General features: G+C 71.3%; 14 protein-coding genes. 6 read left to right on the top strand and 8 right to left on the bottom strand.

Annotated elements, in window-relative coordinates; translation table 11 throughout:
- Positions 1 to 4: 4 nt before the first annotated feature.
- The gene (locus tag AC6I72_RS36370) at positions 5 to 760 is read right to left on the bottom strand and encodes a cytochrome b/b6 domain-containing protein (protein WP_498005921.1); all 756 of its coding nucleotides are present in this window, start codon (positions 758 to 760) and stop codon (positions 5 to 7) included.
- Positions 714 to 1,436 (bottom strand): molybdopterin-dependent oxidoreductase, encoded by a 723-nt coding sequence (locus tag AC6I72_RS36365; RefSeq protein WP_498005919.1) that lies wholly within the window; start codon positions 1,434 to 1,436, stop codon positions 714 to 716. Before AC6I72_RS36365 ends, AC6I72_RS36370 begins: the two co-directional genes overlap by 47 nt.
- Before the next feature lie 290 nt (positions 1,437 to 1,726).
- Between AC6I72_RS36365 and AC6I72_RS36360 the strand changes: the two genes are divergently transcribed.
- From AC6I72_RS36360 to AC6I72_RS36345, 4 genes are all read left to right on the top strand, one after another.
- Positions 1,727 to 2,689, top strand: a complete 963-nt coding sequence (locus AC6I72_RS36360) for a quinone oxidoreductase family protein (protein WP_498005917.1) — start codon at positions 1,727 to 1,729, stop codon at positions 2,687 to 2,689.
- A gap of 303 nt (positions 2,690 to 2,992) precedes the next feature.
- A complete protein-coding gene (gene abc-f, locus AC6I72_RS36355) occupies positions 2,993 to 4,627 on the top strand; it encodes a ribosomal protection-like ABC-F family protein (protein ID WP_498005915.1) in 1,635 nt (544 codons plus the stop codon).
- Between the two features lie 81 nt (positions 4,628 to 4,708).
- Positions 4,709 to 6,361 (top strand): ABC-F family ATP-binding cassette domain-containing protein, encoded by a 1,653-nt coding sequence (locus AC6I72_RS36350; RefSeq protein ID WP_498005913.1) that lies wholly within the window; start codon positions 4,709 to 4,711, stop codon positions 6,359 to 6,361.
- Between the two features lie 77 nt (positions 6,362 to 6,438).
- Positions 6,439 to 6,996: a CGNR zinc finger domain-containing protein gene (locus tag AC6I72_RS36345; protein ID WP_498005912.1), complete on the top strand. Its 558-nt coding sequence runs from the start codon at positions 6,439 to 6,441 to the stop codon at positions 6,994 to 6,996.
- Positions 6,997 to 7,618: 622 nt separating this feature from the next.
- Here AC6I72_RS36345 and rpmF read toward each other — a convergent pair.
- Positions 7,619 to 7,795, bottom strand: coding sequence for a 50S ribosomal protein L32 (rpmF, locus tag AC6I72_RS36340; protein WP_078883963.1), 177 nt, complete (start codon positions 7,793 to 7,795; stop codon positions 7,619 to 7,621).
- A gap of 768 nt (positions 7,796 to 8,563) precedes the next feature.
- Between rpmF and AC6I72_RS36335 the strand changes: the two genes are divergently transcribed.
- Positions 8,564 to 10,738, top strand: coding sequence for an AfsR/SARP family transcriptional regulator (locus tag AC6I72_RS36335; protein WP_498005910.1), 2,175 nt, complete (start codon positions 8,564 to 8,566; stop codon positions 10,736 to 10,738).
- Between the two features lie 23 nt (positions 10,739 to 10,761).
- On the opposite strand, the gene AC6I72_RS36330 is transcribed toward AC6I72_RS36335, so the two are convergent.
- Positions 10,762 to 11,280: a sigma-70 family RNA polymerase sigma factor gene (locus tag AC6I72_RS36330; protein WP_366725980.1), complete on the bottom strand. Its 519-nt coding sequence runs from the start codon at positions 11,278 to 11,280 to the stop codon at positions 10,762 to 10,764.
- A 381-nt stretch (positions 11,281 to 11,661) separates the two neighbouring features.
- On the opposite strand from AC6I72_RS36330, the gene AC6I72_RS36325 reads away from it, so the two are divergent.
- Positions 11,662 to 13,059 (top strand): ricin-type beta-trefoil lectin domain protein, encoded by a 1,398-nt coding sequence (locus AC6I72_RS36325; RefSeq protein ID WP_498005909.1) that lies wholly within the window; start codon positions 11,662 to 11,664, stop codon positions 13,057 to 13,059.
- A gap of 81 nt (positions 13,060 to 13,140) precedes the next feature.
- On the opposite strand, the gene AC6I72_RS36320 is transcribed toward AC6I72_RS36325, so the two are convergent.
- The 4 genes from AC6I72_RS36320 to AC6I72_RS36305 form a co-directional block, all read right to left on the bottom strand.
- On the bottom strand, positions 13,141 to 13,554 hold the full coding sequence (locus AC6I72_RS36320) for a hypothetical protein (RefSeq protein ID WP_498005907.1): 414 nt from the start codon (positions 13,552 to 13,554) through the stop codon (positions 13,141 to 13,143).
- Positions 13,547 to 13,969, bottom strand: a complete 423-nt coding sequence (locus AC6I72_RS36315) for a YbaB/EbfC family nucleoid-associated protein (protein WP_498005905.1) — start codon at positions 13,967 to 13,969, stop codon at positions 13,547 to 13,549. The genes AC6I72_RS36320 and AC6I72_RS36315 overlap by 8 nt, the downstream gene beginning before the upstream one ends.
- Positions 13,970 to 14,061: 92 nt before the next feature.
- Positions 14,062 to 17,088 (bottom strand): AAWKG family protein, encoded by a 3,027-nt coding sequence (locus AC6I72_RS36310; protein ID WP_498005903.1) that lies wholly within the window; start codon positions 17,086 to 17,088, stop codon positions 14,062 to 14,064.
- A gap of 32 nt (positions 17,089 to 17,120) precedes the next feature.
- The gene (locus AC6I72_RS36305; protein ID WP_498005902.1) at positions 17,121 to 17,570 is read right to left on the bottom strand and encodes a type VII secretion system-associated protein; all 450 of its coding nucleotides are present in this window, start codon (positions 17,568 to 17,570) and stop codon (positions 17,121 to 17,123) included.
- Between the last annotated feature and the right edge of the window lie 32 nt (positions 17,571 to 17,602).

The raw sequence follows: 17,602 nt of genomic DNA, 5'->3' as shown, positions 1-17,602 counted from the left end.
CGTGTCAGCCGTCGTACGCGTCGGTCGCGGCGCTCGGCCGGGCGTCACGTCCTCGCACGTCTGCGCCGTCGTGCGTGTGCTCACGTGTCTTTCCGGACACGGTACCCACGGGCTCCTCCTCCAGCCACTTGGCGTGGTGGCGTGTCGCCCAGGCGCGGTCCACGTAGCCGGTCCGCAGGCCCAGCCTGGCCTCCGGGTCCTCGTAGGCCTTGCGCAGGTGTCCGATGAGGACGAGAGCGACCGCCCAGGCCAGGACGTCGTGCACGAAGATCGCGCTGGTGCGGGAGATGAAGGGCAGCAGGCCCATGAACCACATGAGCAGGCCGGTGAACATCATGACCAGCACCGCGCCGGCGATCCAGCCCGCGTAGAGCTTCTGGCCCGCGTTGAACTTGCCGGCGGGCCGTGCTTCGGGCGCGCGCACCCGGCGGCGGGCCGCGCGCAGCCACCGCCTGTCGTAGACCGCGAAGCGGTTCAGCCGGCGCAGGTCGGCGCGGAAGGCGGGCGAGAACAGGCCGAGCAGGACGGGGGCGGGCAGCAGGATGCCCGACCACTCGTGGACGGTGACCATCAGGTGCCGCCGTCCGACGAGCTGGGCGAGCGGTCCGAAGTACAGGCAGGCCGCGGTGACCAGGCACAGCAGCATCAGGTACCCGGTGGCCCGGTGGACCCACCGTTCGGCCGGCGTGAACCGCCTGATCCGCCCCGGCTGTTCAGGCCGCGTGCCGGTCGGCGCCGTCGAGCCATCCGTCGACCGCATAGCCACGCTCCTCCCAGAAGCCGGGGACGACCTTGTCGGTCACCGAGATGCCGGACAGCCACTTGGCCGACTTGTAGAAGTACATGGGGGCCACGTAGAGCCGGACCGGGCCGCCGTGTTCGTGGGTGATCGGCTTGTCCTGCATGGTGAGGGCGATCAGCACGTCGGAGCGGCGGGCCTGCTCCAGGGTGAGGCTCTCGGTGTAGGCGCCGTCGAAGCAGGTGAAGCGGATGGCCTGGCCGCTGTCGCGCACTCCGGCGTCGTCGAGGAGGTGGGAGAGCTTCACGCCCCCGAAGGGTGTGTCGTCCACCCGCCAGCCGTCGGTGCACAGCACGTCGCGCACGACCCGGGTCTGGGGCATCGCGCGCAGGTCGGCCAGCGTGTACGTCTTCGGCCGGTCGACCAGGCCGCCGATGGTCAGCTGGTAGTTCGTCTCGTCCTTGTGCGGGACCGAGCCGACGATGCTGTAGTAACGGAAGCCGCCCGGGTTGGGCAGCAGCCCGGTCAGGCCGGTGGCGTCGACCTGGGAGGCCTTGGCGAGGAACCCCTCCCAGCCGCTCTGGAGGTAGGGCGCGGCGGCGAGTCCGGCGGCTCCCGCGCCGAGCATGCCGAGCAGCGCCCGGCGTCCCACCGGGGCCCCTTCGGCCGCTCTTTTCCCGGGCTGTTCCACTGCCATGGTCAGTGCTCCTTCGCAGTCACGGTGGGTGCCGCGCCGTCGCGGGTCGGCGCCGGCGGGCACGGCGGCACACCGGTGTGTGCACACGTCCCGAACGGTTGAGAAACATGTTTCGTGCCCGGTCCAGGGCCGGTACGACAGCACTGTACCACCATCGTCACCGATCAGACCGGTGACGTTGACGCCGCAGTCGGCCTGCTTTTTGGACTTGCAGGTCCAATTCTGCGCTCCTACGGTGCGTAGCACTACCGCTTCACCACACGTTTCTCTCCACCGAGAGGTGTCATCCCATGCACGCGATCCTCATCAAGGAACACGGCGGCCCCGAGGTCATGGAATGGACCGAGCTGCCCGACCCGGTCCCCGGCCCCGGTGAGGTGCTGGTCCGGCTGGGTGTCGCCGGAGTCAACTTCATGGACACGGGCGCCCGCGGACAGGGCGCGCCCGGCTGGGCCGCGCCGCTCGTCCTCGGCGCCGAGGGCATGGGATACGTCACCGCGCTGGGCGAGGGTGTCGAGGACCTGGCCGCCGGCGACCGCGTGGCCTGGTTCTACCACCGGGGCAGTTACGCCGAACTGCTCGCCGTCCCGGCGGCGTCGCTGGTCAAGGTGCCCGACGGCATTCCGGACGAGACGGCCGCCGCCGTCATGATGCAGGGGCTCACCGCCAACCACTTCAGCACCGAGACCTACGCCGTCGGGCCGGGTGACGTCGCCGTGGTGCACGCGGCGGCGGGCGGCGTGGGCCTGCTCCTGACCCAGTTGATCAAGGCCCGGGGCGGCACCGTCATCGGCCTGGTCTCCCGCGAGGAGAAGGCCGCCGTCGCCAGGGAGGCGGGCGCCGATCACGTCCTGGTCTCCTCCGGCGGCGGCTTCGAGGACCGGATCATGGAGCTGACCGGCGGTGAGGGCGCCCATGTCGTCTACGACGGCGGCGGCACCGAGACGTTCCGCTCCTCCCAGCACTCCCTGCGCCGGCACGGCGTGCACGCCTACTACGGCCCCGTCATGGGCGTTCCCACGCTCCGGCCGACCGACATGCCGCGCAGCATCCTGCTGTCGTACCCGACGATGTTCGACCACGTGCCCACCCGGGAGGCGCTGGTCCGCCGTACCGGCGAGCTGTTCGACCTGATCCTGGCCGGGAAACTCACCGTCCGCATCGGGGGCCGCTACGCCCTGGCGGACGCGGCGCAGGCGCACCGGGACATCGAGTCGCGCCGGACCACGGGCAAGCTGGTGCTCCTGCCCTGACCTGCCGTGACACCGGACGGCACACGTGTGCGGGCCGCGGGCGCACGGGCGAGGGGAGCGGGAGACCTGCTCCCCTCGCCCGGCCTGCTAGACTGGAGAGGACCTTGATCCTTTCTCGAGGAGACCAGACATGGTGGTGGACGACGACATCTCCGGGTGATCACCCGGCCCCGACAGGCCACCGGCCGGTGCGTTCGAAGCGCCGCCGAAGTGGTCTCTCTGTCGTCCCCTCATGCCACCAGTCCTCCGCCGGGGCACACCTGTCTCGCGTGCGCCCCGTCCTCTCCTCACGAGGTCACCTCCATGTCCGACGCCTCCGTCGTCTGCTCGAACCTGTCCTTCGCCTGGCCCGACGACACCCCCGTCTTCCAGGACCTGTCCTTCACCGTCACCCCCGGCCGCACCGGCCTCGTCGCGCCCAACGGCACCGGCAAGTCCACCCTGCTCAAGCTGATCGCCGGTGAACTGCGGCCCGGCAGCGGGTCGGTGTCCGTCTCCGGCACCCTCGGCTACCTCCCGCAGTCCCTGCCGCTGACCGGTGATCTCACGGTCGCCGAGGTGCTGGACGTCGCCGAGGTCATCCGGGCCATCGACGCCGTCGAGTCCGGCGACGTCGACGAGAAGCACTTCACCACCATCGGCGACGACTGGGACATCGAGGAGCGCACCCGGGCCCAGCTCGACCGCCTCGGCCTGGGCGCCCTCACCCTGGACCGTGCTCTGAGCACGCTCAGCGGCGGCCAGGTCATCTCCCTCGGTCTCGCCGCGCAACTGCTCAAGCGGCCCGACGTGCTGCTGCTCGACGAGCCCACCAACAACCTCGACGCCGACGCCCGGCACAAGCTCTACGACGTGCTCGGCGACTTCACCGGCTGCCTCCTCCTGGTCAGCCACGACCGCGCTCTGCTCGACCGCATGGAGCGCATCGCCGAACTCGACCGCGGCGAACTGCGGTTGTACGGAGGCAACTTCACCGAGTACGAGGAGGCCGTCCGGGCCGAGCAGGAGGTCGCCGAGAAGAACGTCCGCAACGCCGAGCAGGAGCTGAAGCGGGAGAAGCGGGAGATGCAGCAGGCCCGCGAGCGCGCCGAACGCCGGCAGAGCAACGCCGCCCGCAACCTGAAGAACGCGGGCCTGCCCCGCATCTTCGCCGGCAACATGAAGCGCGGCGCGCAGGAGTCCGCGGGCCGGTCCGGGCAGGTGCACGCGGGACGCGTCAGCGAGGCCAAGGCCAGGCTGGACGAGGCCGGGCGCGCGCTGCGCGAGGAGCAGCGCATCACGCTGGAGCTGCCCGACACCAACGTGCCCGCGGGACGCAACCTGTTCCTCGGTGAGGGGCTGCGCGTCCGGCTCGGTGACAAGGACGTGTTCGCCGGGCAGGGTGTCGACCTGACCGTCCGGGGCCCCGAGCGCATCGCGCTGACCGGTCCCAACGGCGCCGGGAAGAGTACGCTGCTGCGGCTGCTGAACGGCGACCTGACGCCGGACGGCGGCGAGATCAGGCGGGCCGACGGACGTATCGCCTACCTCTCGCAGCGCCTCGACCTGCTGGATCTGGACCGTACGGTCGCCGAGAACTTCGCCGACTACGCGCCGCAGCGCCCCGAGGCCGAGCGGATGAACCTGCTCGCCCGCTTCCTCTTCCGCGGCGCCCGCGCCCACCTGCCCGTCGGGGTGCTCTCCGGCGGCGAGCGGCTGCGCGCCACCCTGGCATGTGTGCTGTGTGCGGAGCCGGCCCCGCACCTGCTCCTCCTGGACGAGCCGACGAACAACCTCGACCTGGTCAGCGCGGGCCAGCTGGAGAGCGCCCTCAACTCCTACCAGGGCGCCTTCGTGGTGGTCAGCCACGACGAGCGGTTCCTGCGGGAGATCGGTGTGAACCGCTGGCTGCGGCTGGCCGGCGGCGAGCTGAAGGAGACGGGGGCGCCCGAGGTGTGAGCCGCCGGTGTGCCGACCTGGCCCGCGTGAGGCGTACGCCGCCCCGCGGGCCGCGCACCGACCGCACCGGAGGGTGCCCCCATGCCTCAGCCTGCCCTGCTCGCCCATGACCTCGTCCGCACCCTCGGCGACCGCCGGGTGCTCGACGGTGTCTCCCTGACCGCCTCCCCCGGCCACCGCATCGGTCTGATCGGGGAGAACGGCGTCGGCAAGTCCACCCTGCTCCGTCTGCTGGCCGGGACGGACGAGCCCGACGCCGGCAGCGTCACCCGCCCGCCCGACCTGGGCTTCCTCCAGCAGGAGATGCCCTACGACCCCGGCACGACGATCGCCGGCGTCCTCGACGACGCCCTGCGCGAGGCCCGGGACGACCTCGCCGAGCTGGAACGGCTCACCGAACAGCTCGCGCACACCGCGCAGGACGCGCCGGAGTACGCCGTACTGCTCGACGCGTACGGCGCCCGGCTCGAACAGGCCCAGGAGCGGGAGGCTTGGGACGCCGACCGGCGGGCCGCGCTCGTCCTGGACGGCCTCGGGCTCGGCGGCTTCCCACACGACCGGACCCTCGGGTCGCTGTCGGGCGGGCAGCGCGGACGGCTCGCGCTGGCCGCGCTGCTGATCCGGCGGCCCGCCGCGCTGCTGCTGGACGAGCCGACCAACCACCTCGACGACGAGGCCGCCGCCTTCGTCGAGGAACAGGTGCGCGGCCTGCCCGGCGTCGTCGTGCTGGCCAGCCACGACCGGGCCTTCCTGGACGCCGTGTGCACGGACCTGGTCGACCTCGACCCGGCCGTCGACGGCCCGGTCCGCTACGGCGGCAACTACAGCGCCTACCTGGCGGAGAAGCGCGCCGAGCGGGAGCGCTGGGAGCGGCGCTGGACGCAGGAACAGGAGGAACTGGCGGCGCTCAGGGTCGCGGCCCAGGTGACCGCACGCCGGGTGGCGCCGGACCGGGGGCCGCGCGACAACGAGAAGATGGGCTACGGCCACCGGGCCGGCCGGGTGCAGAGCCAGGTCTCCCGGCGGGTGCGCAACGCCGCCCGGCGGCTGGAGGAGCTGGAGCGTTCCCAGGTCGGTGAGCCGCCCAGGCCGCTGCGGTTCGCCGGCACGGCGCTGGCGGCAGCGGCGGCGGAGGACGACGACGGGCCGCTGGTGTCGCTGGACGGAGCAGAGGTGCCGGGGCGGCTCGCGCCGGTGTGCGCTCAGGTGTCGGCGACCGACCGGCTGCTGGTCACCGGCGGCAACGGCGCGGGGAAGTCCACGCTGCTGGCCGTGCTCGCCGGGCACCTGGTGCCCGAGGGCGAGGTGCGGCGGCGCGCCGGGCTGACGGTGGGGCTGCTCGCCCAGGACACCGTCTTCGACCGGCCGGAGCGCACCGTCCGGGACACGTACGAGCAGACGCTGGGCGCCGAGCGGGCCGACGCGGTGCCGCTGTCCTCACTGGGGCTGCTGCACGAGGCGGACCTGGACAAGCCGGTCGGCCGGCTCTCGGTGGGACAGCGGCGGCGGCTCGCGCTGGCGCTGCTGGTGGCCCGGCCGCCGCGGTTGCTGCTGCTGGACGAGCCCACCAACCACCTCTCGCCGCGCCTGTGCGACGAACTGGAGGCGGCGCTCGGCACGGGGCCGGGCGCGATCGTGCTGGCCAGCCATGACCGCTGGCTGCGCGAACGCTGGCAGGGCCGGGAGATCCGGCTGGGCTCCGCACGGGAAGGGCGGGTCGGCGCGGTACGGTGAACCCCGCACACAACTGAATACCGGCTGAACAGGTGACGACTCTTGCAGAGGCAGCGGTCACCTGTCAAAATGGTGACATGAATCTCGACCATGTCTTCGTGTGCGGCAATCCGGTCCTGGATTTCGCCGCTACACTGCGTGCCCGCCGTACGCTGCAGTTTGAAATGTTCGTGACACCCGATCGCCTGGACGCCTGGTTCCTGGAGTCGGGCGTCGTGGACGCCGTCACGCCCAGCGAGCAGGCCGACGTGGACCAGGCGACGGCCCTGCGGGAGGCCATCTACCACCTGGTCACCGCGCGCCGTCTCGGTGAGGGGTACGACGCCGACGCGCTGGAGCTGGTGAACAGCACGGCGCGCACGCCGTCCGCGGTGCCGCAGCTCACCCCGGAGGGCCGGCGGACCGAGGCGACGCCGCAGGAGGTGCTGTCCACCCTCGCCCGCACGGCCGTCGAGCTGCTGAGCGGCCCGGACGTGCCGCTGCTGAAGGAGTGCGGCAACCCCGAGTGCACCCGCGTCTACATCGACCGCTCGCGGGGCATGCGGCGCCAGTGGTGCGGCATGGAGTCCTGCGGCAACAAGATCAAGGCGGCCGCGTACCGCGCCCGCAAGAAGAGCACGCCCGCGGCGGCCTGAAGGCCGCACGGCGGCGTGGCGAGCGGACGGGACCGGCGCTCCCGGGTGGACGCCGGTCCCGTCCGCGTCCCCGTCCGCCCGCGACGGCCGCGGCCCGGTCCCGCCCGGCCGGGCGCGTCCTGGGGCGGGGAAAGGCGGTCGTCGCCGGTCTCTTGACCGGGGCCGCCGCGGGCGAGGCTCTTTTCCGTATGTGCCGACGCCGCCTGCCCCGCGGCAGGCTCGCTCACGCCCCGGCGTCCGCTCCCCCTATGGCGTGTTTCGAAAGTCCCGCCTGCCCCGCGACGGCTGGCACGCGCACTCGCCGCGTTGCCGGGATCATCCACGTACGCCCAGGGCGGCCCTCCGCCTTGCGATCACACGCACCGGACGCCGTGGGGCCCGCCCTTCGGGCGGACAGTGCCACTTTCGAAACACGCCCTGGTGCGGCGCCACGTGTGAGGTGAGGCGGTGCGCCGGAACACTTCCGGACCGGGCCTGGAGGCTACCACGACAGCATGTGCCGACGGGCCGGGGCCGAGCCGGGCAGACGGCGTCAACGAGTCAGGTAGGCAAGGAAGTTGGCGGGGTACGGGGCCGGCCGCGGGAGCGCGGCCGGCCCCTGCCGCATCAGGAGACGCGGACGTCAGGAGGCGGGGGGAAGCACCTGACGGCCTCGGTATGTTCCGCAGTGCGGGCAGGCGATGTGCCCGGGGGTGGGCCGGCCGCACGCGGGGTTCGCGCAGGCCACCAGGGCGGGCCTGGCGGCCTTCCAGTGGGCCCGCCGGTGGCGGGTGCGGGCGCGGGACTTCTTGTGCATCATGAGCGGTGTTCCGGTTCTGTGTGTGCTCTCCCGGGGCACGTCCGGGCGTACCGGTGCCTGCCGGGGCCTGCGAGGCCGACGGGGAACCGGACGGACGGAGTGCGGGGAGGCGGGATTCGTCCAGGGTGGCTGCGGAACGGCGAACGCCTCGGTGCACTGCGACGGAACCCCAGGCCCTGCCGTCAGATCCTGGCCTGCCCCCTGACGCGGGGCGGACGACGGAGAGGTGACGACGCGACCTGGCGGCGGGTCCACGGCGGCTCGGCACATGTGCCGGGCCTGCTCCACGTGCGAGGGCACGCCGAGCAGGTGAGAGGAGCCGACCTGCGCTCAACGGTCATCTGCGAGGGAGACCCGGAGCAGTACGGTCGGCGATTCGCCGTGACTAGGCTCTGTCGACTTCGGTAAACACATCGGGGACATTAGCAAGCCGCACACTTCGCGGCAACCTGCGCGGCCGGGCACGGAACACGTCACTCGGAGGCGGCCGGATGACGTAGAGTCCGCGCCGCACACCGGCCCCGTCTTCACAGGTGACGAACGAGTGCTCTACGACTGATGGTCAGGTGACTGATGCGTCAGCCGGCCGGCCGGGCGAAAGTGAAACGGCAGTCACCCGTGCACACATCCGTCACACTCCAGCCGCTTGACAGCCGGAGTCCGCGGATGGGACGGTTTCGTCACCGGCTAGACTGGTGACGACAGTGAGCGGCCGGCACGGCCGGACGGACGAGGAAGGGCGAGGACGGGGACGGGATGGACGCGGCGGTGCGTTACTCGATTCTCGGGACGGTCCGCGCGGTGCGCGGGGAGGCGGAGCTGATGGTGGGCCCGCCCAAGCGGCTGGCGCTGCTGTCCCTGCTGCTGCTGCGCGCACCGGGTCCGCTCACGCTGAGCGAGGCGGTCGACGTCCTGTGGGAGGAGGACCCGCCGGCCAGCGCGGTCAATGTGGTGCACCGGCACATCGGTGCGCTGCGGCGGGTCCTGGAACCGGGACTGTCCAGCCGGGCCGAGGCGGCACACCTGGTGCGCGCGGCGGACGGATACCGGCTGCTGGTGGACGCCTCGACGTCGGATCTGCTGTGTTTCCGGGACCTGCGCGCCCAGGCACGCCGGGCGCTGCGCGAGGGGGATCCGGCAGGGGCGGCGCGGTGCCTGGTGGAGGCGCTGCGGCTGTGGCGGGGTCCGGTGGTGGCCGCCGGGACACCGGTGGCGGCGCACCCGGCGTTCGTGGCGGTGGGGCACGAGTTCGTGGCGGCGGTGAAGGAGGCCACGGACGTGGTGCTGGCCTCGGCACCGGAGTGGGCGGAGGAGGTGCTGACCGTGCTGCGGGTGGCGGTGGACTGCCACCCCTTCGACGAGGCACTGCACTCACGGATCATCGGGGCGCTGGCGGCCACCGGCAGGCAGGCCGAGGCACTGCGCCACTTCGAGGCGGTCCGCGCGGTGCTGGCCGAGGAGCTCGGTGTGGAACCGGGGCCCGTCCTGCGCGGCGCCCAGCAGCAGCTGCTGCGACGCGCAGGCGGTGCGGACACGCCCGCCGCGGACACCCGCGGGGACGACACCCCCGGTGGCCACGTCCGCGGGGTCGGCCTGCACGGCCGGCCCCTGGCCGCACCGGGCGAAGAAGCCGTGCGTTTCGCTCAACTCCCGGCAGACAGTGCGGTGTTCACCGGCCGGGAAACGGAACTGGCACAACTGGAAGAACTGCTCGGACCGGCCGGCGGGAACTGCCCGCCGGGCACCGCGGCGGTCGTGTGCGGCATGGCCGGCATCGGCAAGACAACGTTGGCACTCCACTTCGCCCACCGGCAGGCCGACCGTTTCCCCGACGGCCGGATCCACCTCGACCTCCAGGGTCACCACCCCGCCCGCGACCCCCTGGACACCGCGCAGGCCATGCGCGCCGTCCTCGACGCCCTCGGCGCCCCGCACGACCACCACACCAGCAGCAGCGCACTGACCGCCCTCTACCGCGCCACCCTGGCCGGACGCAGGCTCCTGCTCGTCCTGGACGACGCCCGCGACTGCGCACACATACGACCGCTGCTCCCCACCACCCCCGGCAGCCTGACGATCATCACCAGCCGACGCCGTCTCGAAGGTCTCGCGGTCACCCACAACGCCCGCATCATCCCCGTGCACCCCATGAGCCGGGCCGAGAGCCTGCGCCTCCTGGACCGGCGACTGGGCACCCACCGGACCCGCAGCGAACCCGACGCCGCCCACCGGATCGCCGGCCTGTGCGCCGGCCACCCCCTCGCGCTCACCCTCGCCGCCACCCGCGCGCAGACCAACCCGCACTTCCCGCTGACCGCTCTGGCCGCCCACCTGGAAGCCCACGCCGGCACCCTCGCCGCCTACACGGGGCCGGACCCGCACACCGACCTGCGTCAGGCCCTCGACCGCACCCACCAGCGGCTCAGCGCGGGTGCCGCCGCCCTCTTCCGCCTCCTGAGCCTGCACCCGGCGCCCGTCATCACCGTCGCCACGGCCGCCAGCCTGGCCGCGACCGACCCCGGCACCACCCACCAGCACCTGACGGAGCTGGCCGATCACCACCTCCTCGCGGAGACCGCCCTCGGGCACTACACCCTGTATCCCCTGCTGCGCGCCCACGCCACCGAGCTGGCCCACACCCACGACACACCCGCGGAACGCTGTGCGGCGCACACCCGGATCTGGCAGCACTACCTGCACACGGTGGAGGCGGCCGTGGCGCTGCTCGCCCCCGGGCACGGCCTCGCGGGCCTGCCGCCGCCGCTTCCCGGGGTGTGCCCGCAGCGGTTCTCCGGGCGCGCCGAGGCGGCGGCCTGGACGGCCGCCGAACGCCCGGCGCTGCTCGCGCTCGTACGGGACGCCGGCCGAGGTCCCCGGGACGAGTCGCTGCGCAAGCAGCTCACCGACGCCCTCGGAGTCTCCTTACCCCCCGGCGACCGCTGAGCCCCGTCCGCGGCGGCTCCCTCTCAGGCGGCCTCGGCCCGGGCCACGCTGCGCAGCTTGCGCAAGGCGTTGTGCTGGCGGGACTTGACCGTTCCGGCCGGTACGCCGAGGAGGCCCGCTGTCTCCTGGATGGTCCGGTCACACAGGTATATGTGCACCAGGACGGCGCGGTGCTCGGGCGAGAGCCTGCGCAGCAGCGGTTTGGCGACCAGTGTGTCGTGCACCGAGTCCGTGCCGTCGGCGCCGGTGGTCGGGTCGTTGTACGTTGCTCCGACCACTTCCCTGCGGGCGTGCGGCTTGCGCACCCAGTCGATGACCAGGTGCCGGGTCACGGTGAAGAGCCACCCCCGGATCGAGCCCTCCATCCCCAGCAGTCGGTCGATGTTCCGCCAGGCGCGGATGACGGCCTCCTGGACGACGTCCTCGGCGAGCCCGTGATCACCCAGCATCTTCTCCGCGTAGGAGACGAGTCCGTCGCGGTGTTCCGTCATAATGGCCCGGAGCAGGTCTGCTCGGTTTACAGCCGTGGGGGGCGTAGCCATAATTTTCTGAACCATCCTGGCTCTGTGTCATGCAGCGACCGGGGACCGGATCTGGTCCCCGCATACGCATATAAACAAGCCAAGGTGCCAGAAGACTGTCGCTTTTGTGACGCCTTCATGCCGTGCCATACGTATGACCACGGCGTCCGGGTCGGGGAGCGGAGCGCGCAGGGGAACGGCGCCGCCACACATGGCGTCCACGCCCACGCGGCGCCTCGCCTCCCTTACCCGCGGTCGAAACACATCACACGGAATGAGTCGTATGTCACATGACTCGGAACGACCACCCGGAAACACCTCCTACATGTGTGCAGCCCCGCTCCCGGGCTGCCGGGCGACCCCGTACGCCGCACGGGTTCTGTGCTCCCCGGAAGGAAGCTCATGACAGCTAGCGAACCGACCCGGCCGGTTCGGGCGGTGCCCGCGAGCGTGCCGGTCGCCGCCGCCCCGGACGGCGGCGCCGCTCCGGCAGCCAAGAAGCGCGGCTCCGCCAGACGCACCGGGGCGAAACGCGCCGAGGCGAACCCCGCCGTGACCGGCGGCGCCACCGGCCCGGACGCCGGGGAGGCCGCACCGGCCACCCCGGCGGCGGGCGAGGGGGCTGCTGCTCCCACGCCCGGTTCCGCCTCCTCGTCCGCTCCCGGGACGAGTCCCGGCACGAAGTCGTCGGCCTCCGGCCCGGCTGCTGACCAGGCCGGTACCGGCGAAGGAGACGACACGAAGGGCGGCGGCGGGGCGGACACCGGCCGTCCAGGACCCGAGGCCGGGGCGTCGGCGGCCGCGGGCGGCACGTCCGCCGGCTCCGCCTCGCGGACCGGCGCACGCGCGCGGCGCACACCCCGCGCCGTCCTGCGCGGCACGCACCGCGGTGTCCTCACGGCAGCGGCGGTCGCGGGCGTGGTCCTGGTGGCCGGTGTGGTGGTGAGCCTCCGCGGCGGAGGCTCGGCCGGCACCACGGCCGCACGGGACTCCGCCGCCTCGGTCTTCGCCCCCGACGCCGGGGACGGGCCGCGTGCGGACGTCCCCGGCGTCCTGCCGGTACCCGACCCGAGTCAGTCCGCCCACGCGTCCGGCGCCCCCGGCAGCTCGCGGCCGGGACAGGCGCGTCCGCAGTCCGTCAAGGGTCCCGCCGGTTCGGGGAAGGATTCCGGGCACGGCGGTGGAGCCGCCGACTCCGGTGGCGGTACGGCCGGGAAGGGCGGAGGTTCCGGGCCCGCCGCGGGCGCGCCGGCCAAGGGCGGCGGGACCAAGTCCTCCACGGCGACCCACTCGGCCCAGCACACCTCGGGCTCCTCCGGGAGCGGGACCTCGGCGGGCACGAAGCCGGGGACCTCGTCGGGGACTTCGTCCTCGTCGGGGTCGTCGTCCGGGTCCGGGTCCTCGTCCGCGTCCGTGTCCGGGGTCGGGATCTTCGGCCACGCGTCGGGCCGTTGCATCCATGTCGTGGGAGGCAAGGGCAAGGACGGTTCCCCGCTGGACATCCAGGACTGCTCGGGCGCGGCCTCGCAGAAGTGGACGTTCGCCGCCGACGGAACGGTACGGGCCTTCGGCCTGTGCATGGACGCGGCGGGAGCCTCGACCTCCGACGGCACGACCGTCCAGCTGGCCTGGTGCAACGGCGGCCCCGCACAGCAGTTCCGCCTCAACGTGCGGCACGACCTGGTGAGCGTACTCGCGGACAAGTGCGTGGACGTGCGGGACAAGCAGACGGCGAACGGTGCACGCCTGCAACTGTGGACCTGCGCCGGAACCTCCAACCAGAAGTGGTCCAAGAGGTGAGGGACCGGGCGTCCTGAACGACGCCGGGTCCGTGCGCCGTTCGGCGGCGCACGGACCCGGTGGACGAGGCGGGGGGAGGAATCAGTCCCGGCCGCCGTGGTGCGGGCCGGAGTACGGCGGGGGCACGTCGCCGTAGCCGGGAAGCCCGTCCCCGTAGGTGGGCAGCGGCTCGTTCAACGCGTCCTGGATGCGCCGCAACGCGTCGTCCTGGGCCTTCTTGAAGTCCTCGCCGGCGCCCCGGGTGAGAGCGGCGGCGGCGTGGATGGCGTTCGCCAGCGCGATGACGGCATCGCGGAGCTGGGTGTGCACCGGGATGTAGTTCACGGCGAACTCACGGCCGTAGTGGTCGTTGCCTTCGGGAGGGTCCTGTGGATCGTAGGCCGTCTCCGTGGCGAAGGTGTCGGCCGCCTTCAGGGCGGCGCCTCCGATCTCGTCGGTGGCATCGCCGCCGGCCAGCAGCCGGTTGGGTTCGACCTTCAGTTCGCTGTCAGCCACGGCTCTTGCCCTCGTCCCGGCGCGGCGAGAGCGCGTCCGCGAACGACTTCGGGTCCAGGAGCCGGTCCAGGTCGAGCCGGTCCAGGAAGCTGCCTCCCTGTTCGCCCGGTGCGGAGCCGCCCGCGGCGTGGAGGATGGCGGTGGCGCGGGCCGTCGCCTCGGACCGGGCCCTCGTCAGGGCCTCCAGCACGCTGGTGGCCAGGGCCTTGCCGGTCATCTCCTTGAACTTGTTGTTCGGGAACCGCAGCGCCGACGCCTCTCCGCCGATCCCGACCGTCGCCTCCACCGAGCCGTCCTTGGAACGGGCCGTCACGGAGATCGTCTTCATCTCCTCCCTGGCCTTGAGCAGGGACTCGTGCTTCTTGGTGAACGCGGAGAGCGCGTCCTGCAGCTCGCTCCCCATGGGCCTGTCCATGATCGCTCCTGTGTGTCTGTGCCGGCCGGTGCCCTCGGCAGGCGGCCGGCGGCGGGACCTCACGTGTTCCCGACGTGTGTCCCGGTCTGCGGTCAGTGTCCGATGGAGGCGGGCAGCCCGCCGCCCTCGGTTCCCCACACGTCCTTGCCGTCCGAGGACCAGGACGTACCGCTCTGCGTGGACATCCGGGAGGCGCTCGGCATGCCGTACGGGGATTCCGTGGCCGTCCGCCGCGGGGCGAGCAGTTCCTCGGAGTCGCTCTCCTCGTCCTCCCAGTCCTCGGCCTCGTCCTGGGCTCCGGTCGAGTGGGGACCGGGCATCCCGTGCTGGAAGACGGCGCCGTCCATGCTCTGGTCGTCGTACGTCTCCCGGTTGCGCTCGCCGCCGGAGCCACCGCCGCCCTGCTGCTGGCCGCCCATGCGGTTCATGCCGGCCATCATCATCATCGGCGAGAGGAGGCCGAGCGCGTTCTGGCTGTCCGAGACCCCGGCACCGGCCGGGCCCCCCGCCGCGGACCCGGCTCCCGCGGCGGCAGCGGCGCCGAGGCCCTCGCCCGCACCGGCGCCGGCGCCGAGTCCCGCCGCGGCCGCCGCGCCGGCCGGACTGGGCAGCGCCTGGAACTGTCCGTCGGAACTCGTGATCATGGCGCTGCCGTCGGTGAAGCGGGTGTGCGAGGTGCCGTCGGGCCGGTCGGTCACGACCGTGCCGTTGGGCAGGTGGGTCACCCGGTCCGCGTTCCCGATCGTGGGGAACTTGTAGGGATCGGGCACCTTGATGTCCGAGTGGCCCGTCAGCGTGTTGCCGCCCTTGCCGGGGCCGGTGGGGTTCGTGGTGGTGACGGTGCCGTCCCGGTGCACCGTGGTGGTGCTGCCGTCCGGGTGACGGGTGATGATGTCGCCCTTGTCGTCGACGGTGGTGGTGCTGCCGTCGGCGTTGGTGATGCTCTGGCCCGGCTTGATGTGACTCGTGGTGGTGTGCCCCTGGGCGTCGGTCGTCGTCACGTCGCCGTTGGGGTGCACCGTCACGTGGGAGCCGTTGGCGCCGTTCGTGGTCAGACTGCCGTCGGGATTGAGATGGGAGACCGTGCCGTCCGGGGACGTGAGCTGGATCTGCCCGTCGGGCTTGACGATCTCCGAGGCACCGTTGGTGAAGGTGGTGGTCTTGGTGCCGTCCCCCGCCGTCTGCGTCAGGCTTCCGTCCGCGTTGCGGGTGACGCTGGTGCCGTCGGGGTTCTTGACCGACTCCCCGACACCGAGGTGGCTGGTGACGGTGTGCCCGTTCGGGTCCACGGTTTTCACCTCGCCGTCGGGTGTGACCGTGCGGACGGTGCCGTCCGGGAACTTCGTGGTCAGGCTGCCGTCGGAGTTGCGTGTCGTGGAAGTGCCGCCGGGAAAGGTCGTCGTCACACCTGTGCCGGTACGCGTGGTCGTGCTGCCGTCGATGTTGCTGATCGGCAGGCCGGTACCGAGGCCGAGACCGTTCGGGAAGGGGTTTCCCGTGGGTGAGTTCCCGCCGAGGAGGTCGGAGGCGCCGTTGGTGAACGCACCGCCTCCGCCGGGCCCGGTCAGTCCGTTGAACAGGTCACCGCCGCCGGTCAGGTTACTGCCGCCACCCGTCAGGTCACCGCCGCCACCGGTCAGGCCACTGTTGAAGTCACTCAGGCCGGAGTTGAAGTTGTTGAACCCGTCGTTGATGCCCCCGCCGAGATCACTCAACCCGGAGTTGAAGTTGTTGAACCCGTCGTTGATGCCGCCACCGAGGTCACTCAGGCCCGTGTTGAAGTTGTCGAACCCGTCCTTGATACCGCCACCGAGATCGCTCAGGCCGGAGTTGAAGTTGTCGAACCCGTCCTTGATACCGCCACCGAGATCACTCAGGCCCGTGTTGAAGTTGTCGTTGAGCTTCTTGAAGCTCTCGTTGAGGTCGTTTCCGCTCTTCTCCTGGATCTCCTGGTTCACGTCGTTGGTCAGCGAGGTGTTGGACGTGTCCTCGAAGGCGAACGCCGTGTTCCAGTTGGGGTCCAGCTCGTGGTTGAGCATGTGCTGGAGAGAGGTGACGACCCGCTGCGCCGGCTCGTCCAGATTCATCTCGAGGTTCTTGGTCCACGCGTCCCGGGCCGAGGCCGCGACATTGGCCCACGTACTCGTGTCCATGAAAGCCCCGAAATACGAGCTCTCCGAGTAGTTGGCGGTGTCCACCGCGAACTTCTTGCCGTTCGTGGCCACGGTGTGCGCGTTCACCGTGTTGATCCACTGGGCCATGGCCCGGTAGTGGATCTTGAGGACGTCTTTGGGATCGGCCGGCAGGCGGTATCCGATGATGCTGTTGTCCGGCCAGACCACGGGTACCTCACCGGCCTGCCCCCAGAGGAACTTGTAGTAGGCCTGGTAGAGCTCCCAGAACGCCTCGTAGACCGCGCGCTCGGCCGCGATCAGCGAATTCGCCTGGATCGTCGCCGGTTCGAAGTTCGGGTCCGACGCCGCCTTGTACCTGTGTGCCCCCTCGGGGAGCATGAGCTGCCGGGTGTAGTTCTCGTACTTCGCGTGCAGGCCGTCCAGCAGATGGTAGAAGGCCCCGGCGGCAGTCCCCTTCCACGCGGCCTGCTCGTCGCCGAGGTCCTTCTTCCACCCGTCCAGCACATCGGTGTGCTCCTTGAAGAACCGCCCCGTCTTGTCGAACGATTCCGCGAGCCGCACGAAGTTCAGCAGATCGACGCCCTCGTCCGCGGTCGGAGCACCGGAGACGGACGGGTTGTCCTCAATGGAGGTGTGCCGGGACACCAGGTTCGTCAGGGCGCGCAGCGGGTTCGTCAAGTAGTCATGGACCGCGTCGTTGGCGACGTACTGGATATCCACCTGCCACTTGGAGATCGCTGCGCCGTGGACGAGCTTGCTGAACATGAAGTTCTCGAGGTGGAAGAACTCCAGGTGGTATCCGTCCTCCCTCTCCTCCTGATGCAGGAGGAGAGGGTCCGACGGTTTGAGATCGGCCACCTTTTTGACATTGATGTTCACCCAGACGGCATTGCTGTCACCGTTGCGTTGCTGGATGTCCTTGCGTTCGGGCATCCGCCAGCCGGTCATCTGGGTGATGGTGTGTTCCCAATTGTCCGTCGGCATGGTGTCCCTGCTCCGTCCAGGCGGTCACGTACTCAGTTCTTGGAAGTCGGCGGCGTCTGACTCGCGTTGCTGTTGCCGCCGCCCAGCGCCGCCTCGTAGCCACCGAGTGCGGACAGGAATTTCTGCGCGTCGACGTCGGTGAGGTTCTGCTGTTGCGCCTTCCTCATGGTGGTGATGACGTCGTCCAGCTTGAGATGGAGTTCACCGAAGGCCGTGACGTGCTTGTTGAGGACCTTGTCGACGGCGCCGGCGGCGTTCTTCATGCGCCCGGACAGCCCCTGCATGCCGGTGCTCTCGTCCTGCTCCAGGAAACCGAGGTGCATGACGGGTGTCCTGGTCGAGAGCTCGAAGAGACTGGGCGACTTGGCGTCCGAGGTCCGTATGTTCTTCAGATTGTCCTCGAACTTCGCGACGCCGTTGTCGATGAACGACTGAAGGGCGGGGAAGTCCAGCCGCTCCAGATGGAAGTCGTCGGCTGCCACTCATACCTCCCGGTACCGATCGCACACTGCCG

This window comes from Streptomyces sp. Xyl84, from assembly GCF_059731885.1.
This window is presented reverse-complemented; position numbering and strand designations above follow the sequence as displayed.

Coding starts and splice junctions, on each gene's coding strand:
- AC6I72_RS36370 (WP_498005921.1), bottom strand. CDS start 760: ATGCGGTCGACGGATGGCTCGACGGCGCCGACCGGCACGCGGCCTGAA.
- AC6I72_RS36365 (WP_498005919.1), bottom strand. CDS start 1,436: ATGGCAGTGGAACAGCCCGGGAAAAGAGCGGCCGAAGGGGCCCCGGTG.
- AC6I72_RS36360 (WP_498005917.1), top strand. CDS start 1,727: ATGCACGCGATCCTCATCAAGGAACACGGCGGCCCCGAGGTCATGGAA.
- abc-f (WP_498005915.1), top strand. CDS start 2,993: ATGTCCGACGCCTCCGTCGTCTGCTCGAACCTGTCCTTCGCCTGGCCC.
- AC6I72_RS36350 (WP_498005913.1), top strand. CDS start 4,709: ATGCCTCAGCCTGCCCTGCTCGCCCATGACCTCGTCCGCACCCTCGGC.
- AC6I72_RS36345 (WP_498005912.1), top strand. CDS start 6,439: ATGAATCTCGACCATGTCTTCGTGTGCGGCAATCCGGTCCTGGATTTC.
- rpmF (WP_078883963.1), bottom strand. CDS start 7,795: ATGATGCACAAGAAGTCCCGCGCCCGCACCCGCCACCGGCGGGCCCAC.
- AC6I72_RS36330 (WP_366725980.1), bottom strand. CDS start 11,280: ATGGCTACGCCCCCCACGGCTGTAAACCGAGCAGACCTGCTCCGGGCC.
- AC6I72_RS36325 (WP_498005909.1), top strand. CDS start 11,662: ATGACAGCTAGCGAACCGACCCGGCCGGTTCGGGCGGTGCCCGCGAGC.
- AC6I72_RS36315 (WP_498005905.1), bottom strand. CDS start 13,969: ATGGACAGGCCCATGGGGAGCGAGCTGCAGGACGCGCTCTCCGCGTTC.
- AC6I72_RS36310 (WP_498005903.1), bottom strand. CDS start 17,088: ATGCCGACGGACAATTGGGAACACACCATCACCCAGATGACCGGCTGG.